The organism is Mongoliibacter sp., from assembly GCF_007692705.1.
Lineage (GTDB): Bacteria > Bacteroidota > Bacteroidia > Cytophagales > Cyclobacteriaceae > Mongoliibacter.
Map to the genome: position 1 here is coordinate 1 of NZ_REBN01000135.1, position 15,597 is coordinate 15,597.

The 15,597-nt window shown below is 37.0% G+C and carries 11 protein-coding genes; 4 read left to right on the forward strand and 7 right to left on the reverse strand.

Going from position 1 to position 15,597, the window contains the following annotated elements:
- Positions 1-405: 405 nt before the first annotated feature.
- Positions 406-2,172, forward strand: coding sequence for a PAS domain S-box protein (locus EA341_RS07355; protein WP_293012659.1), 1,767 nt, complete (start codon positions 406-408; stop codon positions 2,170-2,172).
- Here EA341_RS07355 and EA341_RS07360 read toward each other — a convergent pair.
- Positions 2,169-3,125 (reverse strand): ATP-binding protein, encoded by a 957-nt coding sequence (locus tag EA341_RS07360; RefSeq protein WP_293012661.1) that lies wholly within the window; start codon positions 3,123-3,125, stop codon positions 2,169-2,171. The two genes, EA341_RS07355 and EA341_RS07360, sit on opposite strands and share 4 nt — an antisense overlap.
- Before the next feature lie 86 nt (positions 3,126-3,211).
- On the opposite strand from EA341_RS07360, the gene EA341_RS07365 reads away from it, so the two are divergent.
- Positions 3,212-3,844 (forward strand): NAD(P)H-dependent oxidoreductase, encoded by a 633-nt coding sequence (locus tag EA341_RS07365; RefSeq protein ID WP_293012662.1) that lies wholly within the window; start codon positions 3,212-3,214, stop codon positions 3,842-3,844.
- A 28-nt stretch (positions 3,845-3,872) separates the two neighbouring features.
- On the opposite strand, the gene EA341_RS07370 is transcribed toward EA341_RS07365, so the two are convergent.
- The 5 genes from EA341_RS07370 to EA341_RS07390 form a co-directional block, all read right to left on the reverse strand.
- Positions 3,873-4,850 carry an ATP-binding protein gene (locus tag EA341_RS07370; protein ID WP_293012663.1) on the reverse strand — a complete coding sequence of 326 codons (978 nt, stop codon included), beginning with the start codon at positions 4,848-4,850 and terminating at the stop codon, positions 3,873-3,875.
- Positions 4,847-8,026, reverse strand: coding sequence for a PAS domain S-box protein (locus tag EA341_RS07375; RefSeq protein ID WP_293012664.1), 3,180 nt, complete (start codon positions 8,024-8,026; stop codon positions 4,847-4,849). Before EA341_RS07375 ends, EA341_RS07370 begins: the two co-directional genes overlap by 4 nt.
- Positions 8,027-8,334: 308 nt before the next feature.
- Positions 8,335-9,669 carry a TolC family protein gene (locus tag EA341_RS07380; RefSeq protein WP_293012665.1) on the reverse strand — a complete coding sequence of 445 codons (1,335 nt, stop codon included), beginning with the start codon at positions 9,667-9,669 and terminating at the stop codon, positions 8,335-8,337.
- A gap of 1 nt (position 9,670) precedes the next feature.
- Positions 9,671-10,345, reverse strand: coding sequence for an ABC transporter ATP-binding protein (locus EA341_RS07385; protein WP_293012667.1), 675 nt, complete (start codon positions 10,343-10,345; stop codon positions 9,671-9,673).
- Positions 10,346-10,521: 176 nt separating this feature from the next.
- A complete protein-coding gene (locus EA341_RS07390) occupies positions 10,522-11,235 on the reverse strand; it encodes an SDR family oxidoreductase (RefSeq protein WP_293012668.1) in 714 nt (237 codons plus the stop codon).
- Positions 11,236-11,418: 183 nt separating this feature from the next.
- On the opposite strand from EA341_RS07390, the gene EA341_RS07395 reads away from it, so the two are divergent.
- Positions 11,419-11,679 (forward strand): DUF6364 family protein, encoded by a 261-nt coding sequence (locus EA341_RS07395; protein WP_293012669.1) that lies wholly within the window; start codon positions 11,419-11,421, stop codon positions 11,677-11,679.
- On the forward strand, positions 11,669-12,103 hold the full coding sequence (locus tag EA341_RS07400) for a PIN domain-containing protein (RefSeq protein ID WP_293012670.1): 435 nt from the start codon (positions 11,669-11,671) through the stop codon (positions 12,101-12,103). The genes EA341_RS07395 and EA341_RS07400 overlap by 11 nt, the downstream gene beginning before the upstream one ends.
- 353 nt (positions 12,104-12,456) lie before the next feature.
- Here the strand turns inward: EA341_RS07400 and EA341_RS07405 are convergent, their stop codons facing one another.
- The gene (locus EA341_RS07405) at positions 12,457-14,913 is read right to left on the reverse strand and encodes an ABC transporter permease (protein WP_293012672.1); all 2,457 of its coding nucleotides are present in this window, start codon (positions 14,911-14,913) and stop codon (positions 12,457-12,459) included.
- Positions 14,914-15,597 lie beyond the last annotated feature (684 nt).

The window sequence follows — 15,597 nt, forward strand, 5'->3', positions numbered from 1 at the left end:
TTAAAAAAATTCATAGACTAGCCTAACTTTATTGAATTTTTTATAAAACATGATACGTATTTCCTTAATTGCACCACTAGCCAATTAAACAAAGGTCTTACATAAATTCGATCCAGAAGCCTCGGGATTGGATCCACCTCGGAGGACAAGTCATTCATTGATATTGGCTCGAAATCATAGACTAATTCCATTTTGAAGATTCTACTGGTAAAAAAGCGGATAATCATAAAACATAAAGATCTTATACAGACATAAAAATTCCTTTCAAATAGATAAAAATCAATTTTGAAATATAATGCTTCAATTTCACTATTTACTTGCTAATGATAATTATATAATAATTTTTTTGGCTATTTTTGCACATTAGTCAGTTATTAATTTGAGTTAATGATCCGTATTCTTTGAATGCATCAATTTGATAAACATATTCCGAAGTACCTTCTAAATTCTACTTCCACTTTTTTAGCAATATCCAACTTTCAGGGTAAATGCCTTTTTATCAATCCTTGCTTTCAGGAATTACTTGCTGAGGTCAATTTTACCAATGCAAACGATTTGTTTACAGAAATTTTTAATCCTGTTGAAATAAAAGAGATTCTAGTTGGGCTAAAAAATCATCCTGAGCAGCCACAGCAAATCAATAATATTTCACTAAAGCAGATACAAGATCCCACTTCTCAAATACATAGTAATTGGGAGCTTTCTATTTTCTCGGTCGAAGGAATAAATGAATCTTTTGTTCTTTGGTTAGGGCATATTATGTTGATGGATCGGCATAAGAATTTTCTCCAAAAAGCTTCCGATGAAAATTTAAAGGATGAAATTTCCAAGCTGAAATTATTACTGAACAGCACTTTTGAAAGCAGTGTATTGTTAGATCCCAACTTCAAGATTTTAAGTTTCAATAAGGTTGCTCAAAATACTGCTTTTGAAATCCATCGGAAGTTTTTAAAAGAGGGTGATGATTTCAGGCCTATGATTTTGCCGGAAAACCAAGAGTCATTCTCTAGCGATTTTTTCCAGGCCCTCAATGGAAAAAGTATTGTAGTAGAAAGTGAATTATCCCTCGAAGGCCAAAAAGTTTGGTATGAATGTGCCTATTTTCCTGCAAAGAATGAAGAGGGTAAAATTATTGGTGTCACATTTACCACTTCTAGTATTGACAAAAGAAAAAAAGCCGAAGAAAAGATTGTAGAAAACGAGAAATTCTTAGAATCTGTACTTCAATCACAAAACGAAATGATCTGTAGGTTCAGATCTGATACAACCCTGACTTTCGTCAATGATGCTTATTGCCGTGCGTTTGGTACTTCGAGAGAAAATATAATCGGACAAAAATTTTTGGAGTTTGTACCAAAAAAATATCATAAAACCATTTTGAATGACCTCAATCAGCTTCATATGAATGCTCCAAGTCAGACAAAAAAACATAAAGTCATCAATGGAAATAATGACATAATATGGCACGAGTGGACAGATACAGCAATATTTGATTCAAAAGGTTTTATTAAAGAATTTCAAGCTGTTGGAAGAGACATCACAGAATTAGTCCAATCCCGAAGTAAGATGGAACGATTCCAAAGCATATTTGAAAATTCTTTGCATGAAATTTACCTCATCTCATCCAATGAACTCCGAATTATTCAGGCAAACCGGTCTGCTATTCAGAATCTTGGATATGAAGCAAATACATTGTGTTCATATTCATTTGATGAATTCATCAGTAAACCATATCGGGAAAATATTATAGCTGAAATCAGGAGCTTACTTAAGAGTAAAGAGGAAAAAATCATTTTTGAATCTGAGCATATCAGAAAATCAGGAAGTAAATACCCTATCGAAGTTCATTTACAGAAAATGAATATAGGAGGAGAGCTGCTTTTGGTCGCTATATGTGTTGACCTTTCCGAAAGAAATCAATATATAGCCTCCATAACCAAACAGAACAATGTACTTCGGGAAATTGCCTGGATACAATCCCATATAGTCAGAGCACCTTTAGCCAATATTTTGGGGCTCACACAGGTATTAAAGGAAGAGGTAAAAGATTGCAAATTAGAGGAATTGGTATCAATGCTAGATAGTTCTTCCAAAGATTTGGATAAGGTTATTAGAAGCGTCGCATCTAAAACCCATATTGTGGAACAACTCGATAAGAAAATCAAAAACTAACTTTCATTTTCTTTCTCATGAACTGCCATGGGAAGTGTGAAAATAAAGGATGCTCCATAGCCCAATTTAGAGGATGCTGTGATTATTCCCCCATGAGACTCGACTATCCTTTTGCACGAATAAAGTCCTATTCCTGATCCTGGAATTTGGCTATAACTGTGTAGCCTGTGCATGTATTCAAAAATCCTATCCTTATGTATAGGGTCAAAACCGATTCCATTGTCTGTAACGGTGATTTGAACCATTTCCTCTAATTTCTGCCAAGAAATTTTTATAAATGGACTTTCTTCGCCCTTATATTTTATGGCATTTGAAATTAGATTTTGAAATAATCTGATAATTTGGCTTTTATTGCCTCTCACCAAGGGCAAAACTGGAACCTCTATTTTGGTGAAAGAGTTTTTTATTTCATTGCCTAAAATTTCGCTTACTATATCAAAAACAGCATTCAAATCTACCAAATCGAAATCAGCTGGTTCTTTTTCAATCATGGTCTGTTCCATCAGGTCATCGACCAGTGTTTTCATTCTTCTGAGACTATCCATGATCAGTTTTTGGATTTGCATAGAATCCTTGTCTTTACTGACGAAACCTTTTCTCTCCATAATTTCAAATAGACCACTCATAGTCCTGATCGGAGATTTAAGATCGTGGGATACAATATGAGAAAAGCGTTCCAATTCAGTATTTTTCTCAAATAATTTGGCTGCATTCTCCTCTGCTAATCGCTTCGCTTTGAGGAGTTCTTTTTCATATTGCTTTCTTTGAGAAATATCAAGTATTGTCAAAACCAAATTATCATTACCATCTGGGGAGCTAAGCTTAACAGCATTTACCAAAACTGGTAGTCTTTGAGAAGTCTTTGAAATGATCTCGAAATTAATTTCAGAAACTTGACCTTTAACCTGAATTAAAGTCCAAAAATGGGTATCGAAGTAAATCTTACCACCCATGGAAAGCAAATTTTGAATTAAAAAAGGAACAAAATTTTAAAGTTCCTGTTATTAACTGTATATACATTAAATACATCGACTGAAGAATGGAAACTACAATAGAAAGTTTAGAATGGAGATACGCAACCAAACGAATGACTGAGAAAAAGCTGAGCGATGACCAACTAGAAGGGATATTGAATTCGATTCAATTAACAGCAACATCAAATGGTTTACAGCCTTTTACTATTTTGGTAGTAGAAGATGAACAAGTTAAAAGAAAAATCGCTCCAGTCGCATTCAATCAACCGCAGATTTTAGAAAGCTCGCATTTATTGATTTTTGCCGCATGGACAAAAATATCACCTGATAGAATTGATACTTATTTCAAACAAGTAACTGAAGAAAGAAATCTTACACCAAACGCTTTGAGTGATTATGCTGACCGCTTAAAGAAAAACTTCGGAGGAATGACTTCTGAAGCTCAATTCCAATGGGCTTCAAAACAAGCCTATATTGCTTTGGGTACAGCCATGATAGCTGCAGCTGAAGCAAAAATCGATACCACACCGATGGAAGGTTTCATTCCAGAAAAAATTGATGAGATATTTGATTTCAAATCCCAGAACTTAGGAAGTACTGCTTTATTGGCTTTAGGTTTTAGGGATATTGAAAATGACCCAATGGCAAGTGTCAAGAAAGTCAGAAGATCCAAAGAGAATTTATTTATCAGAATATAGTTTAGCCATTCTATTCCTAACTACTATTTCAAGCCGCCTTGACCTTTGACAAGGCGGTTTTTTTGGGTAAGCTAAAATGAAATGTACTGCCCTTATCTTCAACAGAATCAAAACGAATTGTACCTCCATAGTATTCTACGATTTTTTTGACCAAAGCGAGTCCTATACCTGTTCCGCCTCCATATTTTTCTGCAGTATGCAACCTTTGAAAAATCACAAATATTCGGTCTGCATATTCTTCATTGATCCCGATCCCGTTGTCCTTCACCCAAAATTCATAAAAACTACCATTCTCTTTCATTCCAATCTCAATTTCCAGTGACCTCTTTTCACTTTTGTATTTGAGGGCATTTCCAATCAGGTGTTGAAACAATTGCGTTATAGGATCCCTATGTGCATAGATTACCGGTAAATCTATTGATGATATTTTTGTTCCTGTCTCTTCTATGATTCTGCTGTTGGAAGTGCAGACATCAGCAAGAATTTTATTAAGATCAATTTGTTCTAAAGGTTCCAAATACCTCCCAACCCTTGAAAACTCCAAAAGATCTAGGATGATCTGTTTCATTTTGAAGGCACCATCGACTGCGAAAAAAATATAGTGCTGAGCCTTCTCATCCAATTGGTCCTCATACTTTTTTCTTAACTGAGTCAAAAAGCCTGTAATCATCCTTAAAGGTTCCTGCAAATCGTGAGAAATTACAAAAGCAAATTGTTCCAAGTCCTTATTTGAGGCTTCTAATTCTTTACTTTTTTCTTTTAATTCGGCATTGACATGTTTCAATTCTTGGACCTTTTTATCCAATGCATCATAATATTTTTTAACCAGCAAGTAGAGCAGCAAGGCTGTCATCAAGACATAAAAGATACCTTTCAAGGTTTGTAAATAGGTGATTTGATAGAGCTCATCTGGTTCAAAAATTAATAACAAAACCTTGTCACTGAGTAAGATCCATAAGACACCTACAATCATGTAAATCAAGACAATCTTGAGCTCTGCTTTCATATTTGTTTTTTAAGTTTTTTTGGAATGGTAAAACTAAATATACTTCCTTTTTCAGGAATCGAATCAACCCATATTTCCCCTCCCAATCCTTCAACAATTTTTTTTGCTATTGCCAATCCCATTCCAGTTCCCAAGTATTTTTCTCTGGTATGCAATCTTTGAAACAAAATAAATACCTTATCAAAATATTCTTTTTCTATCCCAATCCCATTATCAGAAATGGATATGGTCCAATAATCTGACGATTCTTCACAAGAAATTTTAATTTCGGGTCTCTTATGGGGATGACTATATTTAATAGCGTTCTCTATGAGGTTCTTAAATACCTGAAATAATGGTGTTTTAAAATACTGAATATCTGGAAGTTGATCAGACTTAATTATAGCTTTTTTCTCTTCTACACTTTTTCTGTTTAAGTATAAAACTTCGTCTACCAAATCATTAAGTGAAAAAACTTCCTTATTATCCAAATCCTTACCAACTCTAGAAAACTCCAGTAAATCCAAGATGATATTCTTCATCCTCACTGCACCATCTACAGCAAAATGGATATATTTTTTCCCTTTATCGTCTAAGATATCTCCATAGTTTTTTTCAATCTGTTTTAGAAATCCTGTAACCATTCTAAGAGGCTCTTGTAAGTCATGCGAGGCTATATAGGCAAATTGCTCCAATTCCGCATTGGAATGCGCAAGTTCTTTGGCCCTTGCGTCAAGTTTTCTATTTAAGCTTTCCAAGGAAGATTCATATTCTTTGAGATGTGTGATATCAGTCATTGCTCCAATCACCCTGATGACATTGCCTTCATGATCTCTGATGAATTTTGCCCGGTCAATTACATAGGCAAAGGATCCATCGCCTCGCTTAAATTGATATTCCTCAAACCAAGAAATACTTTTTCGATCCTTGAAAAATGTCTGAACCCTTTCAATCACCCGCGCCCTATCTTTTTCATGAATTCTGGAAATCAAAAAGTCAAATGAAGGTTCGGTGTCACTCATGTCATAATTAAACTGATTTTCAAAGCCTTTTGACCAGTATAAATTATTATTAACCACATCAAAATCCCAAATGGCATCATTTGTCGCTTCGGTTACATTTTCAAACCTTTCATTACTTAGTTTTATTTTTTCTACAAAATCAAATTTTTCCAGAATTAATGAAACCAGTCTTTGGACACGGTCCATCGCCTGAATTTCCTGATCATTTGGAGATTTTACAGTTTCATAGTAGTTGGCAAAGGTGGCTACTACACTTCCTTCAGAATTGAATATGGGCTGAGACCAGCATGCCTTAAATCCATATTTTTTTCCCAATTCTTTATATTTATCCCATTTGATATCATTCTGAATATCACTGACAATAACCTTTTTTCTCAAATAAGCAGCAGTGCCACAGGAACCAGTATTTTCTCCTATAGGAGAACCACTGATTTCTTCCAAATATGTTTCCGGAAGTGATGGTGAGACTAAAGGAAAAACTTTATCATCTTTTATCCTCATAATTGAAGTTTTCATTTCGGGAAAAATGTCTTCCAACTTACAAAGCTGCAATTTCAACACGTCTTCAACTTCAGCATCGACTTGCATAGCATGTGCCATCACCTCCCTTTCCATCATTTCTACCCTATCAAAAAATACTTCCAAACTAATATCACGCATCGCTCCTACTACCCGGTAAGCTTTACCTTGCTCATCACGAAGAACAATTGCTTTATCCTCTACCTGGGCATAGCTTCCATCCTCTTTTCTAAGCCTGAATTTTCCGTTCCATAGATTTTTACCCCTATCCTCAAGAGTTTCTTTAAATAAAGACAATAACCATGACTTATCTTCTGGATGAAAATAACTATTGATCAGGGAGTTATTTAAATGTAATTCCAAAGGGCTGATGCCAAAAATTCTTCTGAATCCGTCGCCAAGAAATAAATCCCCGGACTCTGGGTCATAATCCCAAATACATTCTGAACCAGCTTGCATAACCAATTCAAACCTTTCATTACTGGCTTGAAGGTCTTTTTCAAACTTGATCCTTTCGGAAATATCAACCCCCATACATTGGATTTCCAAAGGGTTCCCCTCATCGTCTACTATAATCAGGAAATCCCATAAAGTGGTCATTACTTCACCATTTTCTTTTGGCTTATCCAATTCAACTTTAAAAACTTTTCCTGGATTTTGTATACACTTATCTCCTACATCCTGAAGTCTATCCAAATGGTAGGGCATGATGGTTTCCCGAGATTGTTTACCTATCATACTTTCACCCGGATACAGCCATCCAAAATCATCCTGATACTTTTTATTACAGTAAGTGTAATTCCCCTCAAGATCGGTACGGATGATAAAATTGGTAGAGGATTCATAAAAACCCCTAAATCTGAACTCACTTCTTTTAATTTCCTGGTAATTCCTTTCGAGAATTGTTACATCCTTGGCGACACAGTACATTAGTCGTGCACTGTAGTCCCAGCTTACTGACCAGTTTACTGTAATTATTCTTCCATCTTTATGGACATACTTATTTTGAAAATTGGTGATATCTTCTCCATTCAAGACTTTCTCTGCAACAGCCAAGGTTATTTCTCTATCATCTTGATGAACCAAGTCAATATAAGCTTTCCCTTTCAGTTCTTCTGGGCTATATCCCCAAACTTCTCTTGAAGCTGAACTCACTTGTTGAAAGTTCCCAAACTCGTCTATTGTACAGATGACATCCAAGGACTGATCAAAGATATTCTTGAGGGCAGCTTCTCGACTTTTCAAAGATGCTAACGTTTTCTTCTCATGCCTTTTAGCTTCTTCAGATTTCCCTACAACTTCTCTAAGCGTATGAGAAAAATATTTGACTCCCGAACCTTCCAATAAAAAAGAGGTGGATACTTCCCATTTATCTACTTCATGAGATATTTCCATTTTTTCGGAGTCATCATTGGAAAGCACTTTTTTCAAAGAAGTCTTAATCTGATCAACAACATTGAAAACATTTTTAAGACCTGATTCCTCATAATAAGAAATCAAATTCATTGGCTCAAATTTTCCTTTCTTTCCAAAAAAAATCAGAAATGGAGTATTTGCATAGATTAGTTCCAACTGTCCGCCATTTAACTGCAAAATACCAGCAGGTGAACTTGTTGAATCAAAATATGCTTTGATTCCATTTAACTGCAAATCCATGAATATCGAATTATTAATATTTTGAATGACTTATCAATTCAATGTAAATAGAATTTTATGAAAGAACAATTGAAGAAAAATTAATTGAACAGGAATTAATTTATAAAAATAAGAATGCCCTTTTTCTTACCTGCCTTCTAAACATAGCAAGAGAATAAAAATGAAATCAAGATCAAAAAATATTTCCGATTCTAGCTTTTTTTCATTTCAAGAGAAGAAAATTATGTTTATCGGCAGGATTGCAGATAATTATTTAGAATCAAACTTGCGTGTAACTAGCTATGAAATTGTCCGATGAAGAAAAATCTCTAATCCATGGTGTCCAAAATACCCAAGGCATATCGCATAATGATATCCTGAAAATAAAGCGTGTATTGGGCTTGGGCAAAATCCGACTGAGCGGTGACCATTTGTTGATTAGCCTGAGCAAGATCCACAAAGTTGGAAACTCCTAACCTGAATCTTTCCGAGATAGCCATCTGAGCTTCCTCAGCAGCCTTTAACTGAATTTTTGTGGCTTGTTCCCTTCTGATGGCGGCTCTGTAGTTTTCATAAGACAGTTTAACTTCCTGGGCAACTTGTCTTTCCAAAGCTCTTTTTTGAAGCCCTTGGTTTTTCAAATCTACCTTACTTCTGATTACTTCAGTCCTATTATCAAAATTGTTGAAAATGGGAATATTCAATCTCAGCCCGAAAGAGCGCTGGGGATAAATGGTGAAAAACTGTTCCCGCATTGGCCTCTGATCAAATGAGGTTGAAAAGGTGCTGTAATTGAAAAATGCATTGAGTTGTGGGTAAAGCAATCCCCTTGAAACAGCAAGCATTTTTCTATTGCCTTCTTCCAAAGACTGCTGCTGAAGCAGGTCCTTTCTATTGATTACTGCAAGCTCATATAATTCAGAATAGGAAAGGGTAGCCAAATCACTTCCAAAACTTTCCACACCCACAGCAATTGGCTGAGGAATCTTATTTGATTCCAACTGTAAAGTTTCTGCCAAAGTCCAAAGATCCGTTTCCCACTGAATTCTAGCATCCAATGCTACTGTTTCCAGCCTGGCCACTTCAGATTGCTGATTGTAAAGGTCTGAAAGGGTTCTCAATCCGGCATCAACAAAACCTTCTATTTGTTCCAATTGCTTTTTCTGGTTTTCCAGGTTTTCCAAAGCAATGTTGTAAAGCTGCTCATCCAACAAGACTTGTAAGTACTGCTGAGCCACATTGAAAACAACATCTTCTTTGGCCCTAGCGATATCGTGTTTGCCTGCATCTTCAAAATGCCTTCTGGCCAAGGTCAGGTTGATTCTTCTGGCTCCATTGAAAATAGGCATACTCACATCCACATTACCGGTAATATAATCCTGGATTTCGTTACTGACGATCAATTCTCCTTCTACCTGCTGGAACTGCTGTCCTATATTTCTTCCTAAAGTACTGCCCATATTTACTCTGGGAAGGTGGGAAAACGTGGCGTTTATTTTCTCAGCTCGGAGCACTTCCTGTTGATTATTCAACATCTGAAAATCAAGGTTTTGACTGATTCCAATCCTCACAGCCTCTTCAAAAGCCAAAGGGATAGTATCTTGGGCTTGTAGCCTGAAAACCAAAGTGAACAACAATAATGCGCTTGTTATAATATTCTTCATCTTAAAGTGTAATGTCATTGTCAATTTTTCCATCCAGCATTTCAATCAATCTATTTCCATAATCCGCATTTTCCCGTGCATGGGTAGCTTGAATGATGGTAGTTCCCTCCTTATTGAGTTCTTGAAATACTTCCATGATTTCTTTTGCCTGTGCCGAGTGCAGATTTCCAGTAGGCTCATCGGCCAAAAGCACACGGGGTTTGCCTGCAATGGCCCGTGCTACCCCCACCAATTGTTGTTGACCACCAGAAAGTTGTTCTGGGAAAAGATCCTTTTTGGCTACCATATTGAACCTATCCAATAGATTGGCAATGATACTTTTCCTTTCGGAAGAAGATACATTTCTATAAAGCAAAGGAGTTTCTATATTTTCATAGACCGTAAGCTCGTCTATAAGATGATAAGCCTGAAAAATGTATCCAAATTCGGATTTATGCAGGTTATTTCTTTGTTTTTCCTTCATAGACCTGATGGACTGCCCATCAAAAAAATATTGACCTTCGTAATCCTCATCCAAAAGTCCTATAATATTCAAGAGTGTAGATTTGCCTACCCCTGAAGGCCCCATCAAGGTGATGAAATCTCCCTGCTGAATTTCCAGGTCAATTCCCTTAAGGATAAATACCCGTTGAAATCGGGATTCTATAAATTTATCAATGTCTTTCAGTACGATCATGTAGCAATTGGACTAAGAATTCAAGTTTTGGGTTCATCACAAATCGATAAACCCAGCCATCTCCTCATAGTCTACTTCCATGCCATAAAAAAAAGCCTCAAATTGACCTGTAACGGACAATTTGAGGCTGAATGCTAGGTTTTGAGGCGTACATCTTTGTTCGCCTGCGGACAATATTAACCGGGAATACTGGGTCTCACTTCAATTTTACTAGGCAAAGTACGTGGATGCATCTGCATCAAGTCTACCACCATTTTTCCCAAATCTTCAATCTGGATTTTCCAGGCATCGGCTTCATTTGGTACATGGTCATTGAAATAAGTAGCCACTGAACCGGGCATTATAGTCGTACATCGGATACCTTCATTTCTCAGGTCCAACATCACGGCTTGAGTAAAGCCCGTCAAACCAAATTTACTGGCATTGTAGGCAGAACCCTTCGCAAAGAAATTGGTCCCCGCCAAGCTGGAAATTGAAATAAAATAACCCTTGGATTGCTTCAGGCCTTCCAATCCAGCCTTGATACTGTAAAATACCCCTGTTAGATTAGTATCTATGGTTTCATGCCACTGTTCATGGCTCATGTCTTGAATAGAAGCAAAATGTCCAATACCTGCATTGGCAACCAAGAGATCCAATTGCCCCCACTTATCCATCATGGTTTGAACTGCTTTTTGCTGGGAATCAAAATCCCTTACATCAGCTGCCAATCCTAGAGCTTCTCCTTTTCCTATTTTATTGAGTTCTGTAGCGGCTTTGTCTGCTGCTTCTTGTGAGCGGCTGGTAATCGCTACTTTCATTCCCTGTTCCATTAAGGCAGCAGCGATTCCATATCCGATTCCTTTACTTCCTCCAGTAATAAAAGCTGTTTTGTTTGCTAAATTTTGCATGTTCATTCTTTAGGTTAAAAATTCGTTTATATACTTATCAAAACCTTACATGTCTAAAAGAGGTTCAGAAAAATTTAAATTCAATTGTCGGATTTTTTATCCTTGGATAGGCTGAGATAGTCTTTTGGAGTTAATATTTTTTGCTTGATGCGCATATATTATTTTTATACGTATATTTAAAAAATGAAAAAGCGGCTTAATATAACTGTAGAGGAGAAGCTCTTAACTAAAATAAAAAAATATGCGGAAGCCCAGGACACAAGCATATCAAGTTTAGTAGAGGAGCATTTTGAAAAATTATTAATGCCAGAAAACAAATTGTCCAAAAAAATTGGATTGGTTGACTTTGTAAAATCATTACCTCCATCCAAAAAAGAATACCCGGAGGATTGGAATTGGAAAACAGAATATCGAAAAGCCAAAGAAAGCAAATATGGCTATTAGAGCGTTTTTCGATGTTAATGTATTCTTGGATTTTTTTCTCCAAAGAAACCCGGAAAATTCAAAATTAAACGAGGTTTTTACCCTAATCGATAAAAAAGAAATTGAGGGTTTTACAACTATTTCTATTCTCCTTACCTGTATCTATTATTTAAATCAGGCAAAAGGTCAGGAAATCACTAAAAAAATCTTGGAAATGATCTTGGACAATTTTGAATTGTTAGAGGGGGATCGAATGCATATTATTCAAGCTATCCAATCCAACCAAAAAGATTTGGAAGATGCCATCCATTACTTCATTGCTTTGGATAAACAGATGGATTGCATCATCACTTCTGACAAATATTTGTTAAAATTGGATTCTCCTACATTGCAGATATTAAGCCCAGAAATTTTTATTAGCAGGTATACAGCCTCTTTGGATTAACTTGATATTCCTTTATCGTCCGTACCTACGGCTCTTAAAATATCTAAACTTGATCTTTGTACCCGGCAATAAATTACCGGGCTACAATATCGGTCATGCCCGCCCTGATGCCCAGCCGGACGGGCCAAATGGCATTTCAACCTTCCCAACAAATCCTCATTTCGATTCTTGTTTCTTGATTTTTACTCTTGCCTCTCGCTTCTCGGCTCTCAGCTCTTGTTTCTTGGCTCTAAAAAGACCTTCCGAGGTTAAAAAAAACCTCAAAGGTCTTAGCAGGTCTCGCATCTCGTCTCTCGCTTCTCGCCTCTATCCCTCCTCCTTCATCCTTCCTCCTTTTATCCTTCCGCCTTCCCCTACTCCCCCCTCAGGGAATCCACAGGGTTGATTCGTGCAGCCCTAAAAGACTGTACACCCATCACTGTCCATGCAACTGTCATGACCAATCCTATAACCAACAAGAGTGTGGTCCACCCCAAATCAATCCTATAGGTATAATCCTGTAACCACCTGTTCATTCCATACCAGCCTAATGGTGCTGCAATGATAAAAGCGATGAGCACCAACTTGGTAAACTCTTTGGAAAGCAGTAGTACCAGAGAACCAACAGTAGCACCCAATGCCTTTCTTATTCCAATTTCCTTTCTTCGCTGTTCGGCAGTAAAAGCTGTCAAGGCAAACAATCCCATGCATGCGATGAAAATTGCAAATCCCGTAAATGCCGCAAAGACTTTACCTATCCTCGTCTCTGAAGCGTACATGGAAGAAAAGCGATCATCCAAAAAACTATAAGTGAATGGCTGACCGGGTGCCAGTTCATTCCATTTTCCTTCCAGAAGTGCTAAGACGTCCTTTATATCTTCGGCTTTGAACTTAAATGAAGCAATTCCGGAAGGATTGGGGTCTATATACATAAGTACAGCGCCGATATTTTCTTTGAGGGATTCAAAATGGAAGTTCTCCACTACACCGATAACCGTTCGCATTTCAGAATTTTCAGTACTGAAGCCTGTTTCATTATCCCCGGAAAATGACGCTATTTTCTGACCTATGGGATCTCCGTCAAAATTAAAGTTTTTGACTGCAGTCTCGTTTAAAATGACACCTGAAGAATCTGAAGGGAAATCTAAATTAAAGTCTCTTCCCTGAACGACCTTCATCCCCAGCGTACTGATATAATCAAAGTCCACTTTCCAGTTTTGAATGGAAACCAAATTTTCCTGATCCTGAATATCTCTTCCAGAAACCCACCATGGCGTATCTGATCTGTTGGTACCTGAAACGGGTAAAAACCCGCTTAATGTCCCCTTTTCAATCAAAGAACTTGACAAGACCTGTTCTTTAAAAGTCTGTTTCTGCCCAGCCATGGCATAGAGATCATGTACCATGACTATTTGATCCTTGCTAAATCCCAGGTTTTTATTTTGAATGAAATTCATCTGGGTAAAAAGTACGATGGTACAAAAAATCAAAATTATGGAAATGGCAAACTGAAAGACCACCAAAGAACTTCTGACAGAAGAGCTTTTCATTCCTTTGGAAATATCTCCCTTTAACACTTTTGAAGGGTTGAATCCGGAAAGAAAAAGTGCTGGGTATGCCCCTGCAATCAAGCCGACAACCAAAGCACCTAGAAGCAGATAAAGGTAAAACATTACATCTGTGAGTGGAAGACTCAGGTTTCTGCCTGCCAAATCATTGAAATATGGCAATAGCAGAGAAGCCAGTAAAATGGCCAGAATAAAAGAAACGAGACTCATGATAAAGGTTTCACCCAAAAACTGTCCTATCAGCTCACTCCTTCCAGACCCCATAGTTTTCCTTACACCGACCTCCTTGGCTCTATTGGAAGATTTAGCTGTCGCAAGGTTCATGAAATTGATGCAGGCAATCAATAAGATGAATACTGCGATGGCGATAAACAGATAAATATAGGTAATGGAAAAGTTGGCCTTGAATTCTCCAATAAGATCAGAATGTAAATGTATGTCCAATAAAGGCTGTAATCCGTATTCCACCTTGTTACCAGAAGCCTTGAATTGTTCCAATGAAAAGTCTTCTCCAAGTGCCTGCTTCAAGGCTGGTGCCATGTTTTTCTCACTCATTGTTTTGATTTTCTCCTCCATGAACTTAGGATCTGCACCTGGGTTAACCAGCAAATAGGTTTGGAAATTATTACTCAACCATTGACTGCTTTTGGCTTCTGGTAAGCCTTCTGCTGCCAAGAGGGCATGAAATTGAAAATGGCTGTTTTCAGGAATATCAGCATATACTCCTGAGATTTTATAATCTGTTTTATTATCAAGGATCAGGGTTTGTCCAACTGCATTTTCTCCTTTAAAGAACTTATCAGCTAAACTCTGACTTATCAACATGGTATTGGGTTCATCCAAAGCCCTTTCCTTGGCTCCCTGTATTAATGGAATATCAAAGACATCCAAAAAACTTTTGCCAGCGAAAACCACATCGCTTTCTTTGATATTGTCTTCATATCTTTTGATCAAAAAAGACCCCTGTTGCCTGAAGTGTACAGCAGCTTCCACTTCGGGGATTTCAGCAACCAATGCTTCGGCCATAGGTGCCGGGGCAAAAGTCATATTCATTGCATTCCCTCCAAAAACTATATCCGCACTCACCCGGTAAATCCGCTCTGCATTTGGAAAATGCTTATCATAGCTGAGTTCATTTTGAACAAAAATTGCAATGATCATACACAGGGCCATCCCTAAAGACAAACCCAAGACATTGATAAAAGAAATGCTTTTGGTCTTCCAAAAACTTCTAAGGGCGATTTTTAAGATGTTTTTTAGCATTGGGTATGGTATTATTGGTTTAAAGGATTTTCATCTTTATTACTTCTCTTGGTATTTGCTTCTTTTTTCCAACCTTCTTTTTTGGTTCTTTGACTCATTGACACTTTATATGATATTACTTTTGTTCCTACCTTCCCTGTTTTTGGCGAAAAGCTTTCTTCACAATTGGCATTTTTTTAGCCAAAAACCAATTTAGTTTATCCATTCAATATCCCGGGTTGCACCCGGGGCAAATACCCCTTCGTGGATTCAATCACTTCGTGATTTATCTATTGAAATTATCACCTACGTCGCTGTGAGTATACACTCATGCCCAAAAACTTCACTGCTTCCTCCTACATCTGCATTTCTTCCAAATACAACCATTTTATTTCACGTCCTGATTTTACTTGAAATTTATTTCACCCCGTTAATTCTATGAATTGGCGCCAACAATATATCGCCTAAGGCTTATGTCTATTTATATCGCGAAGCATATTTCATTATTATTTTTTTTGGTCCTGATTTTACCTGACCCGAGATGACAAGGTAAAGTTTGATTCACTTCCATACATCTCAATTATTTCGCCGCAGGCATATTTCCAATTATTTCTACTGTATTTCTCTTTACTCTTTGTTCTTGACTGTTGTCTCATATTTCTCGTATCTTTTATCCTCTTGGTTCTTGGCTCTTGTCTCTCGCTT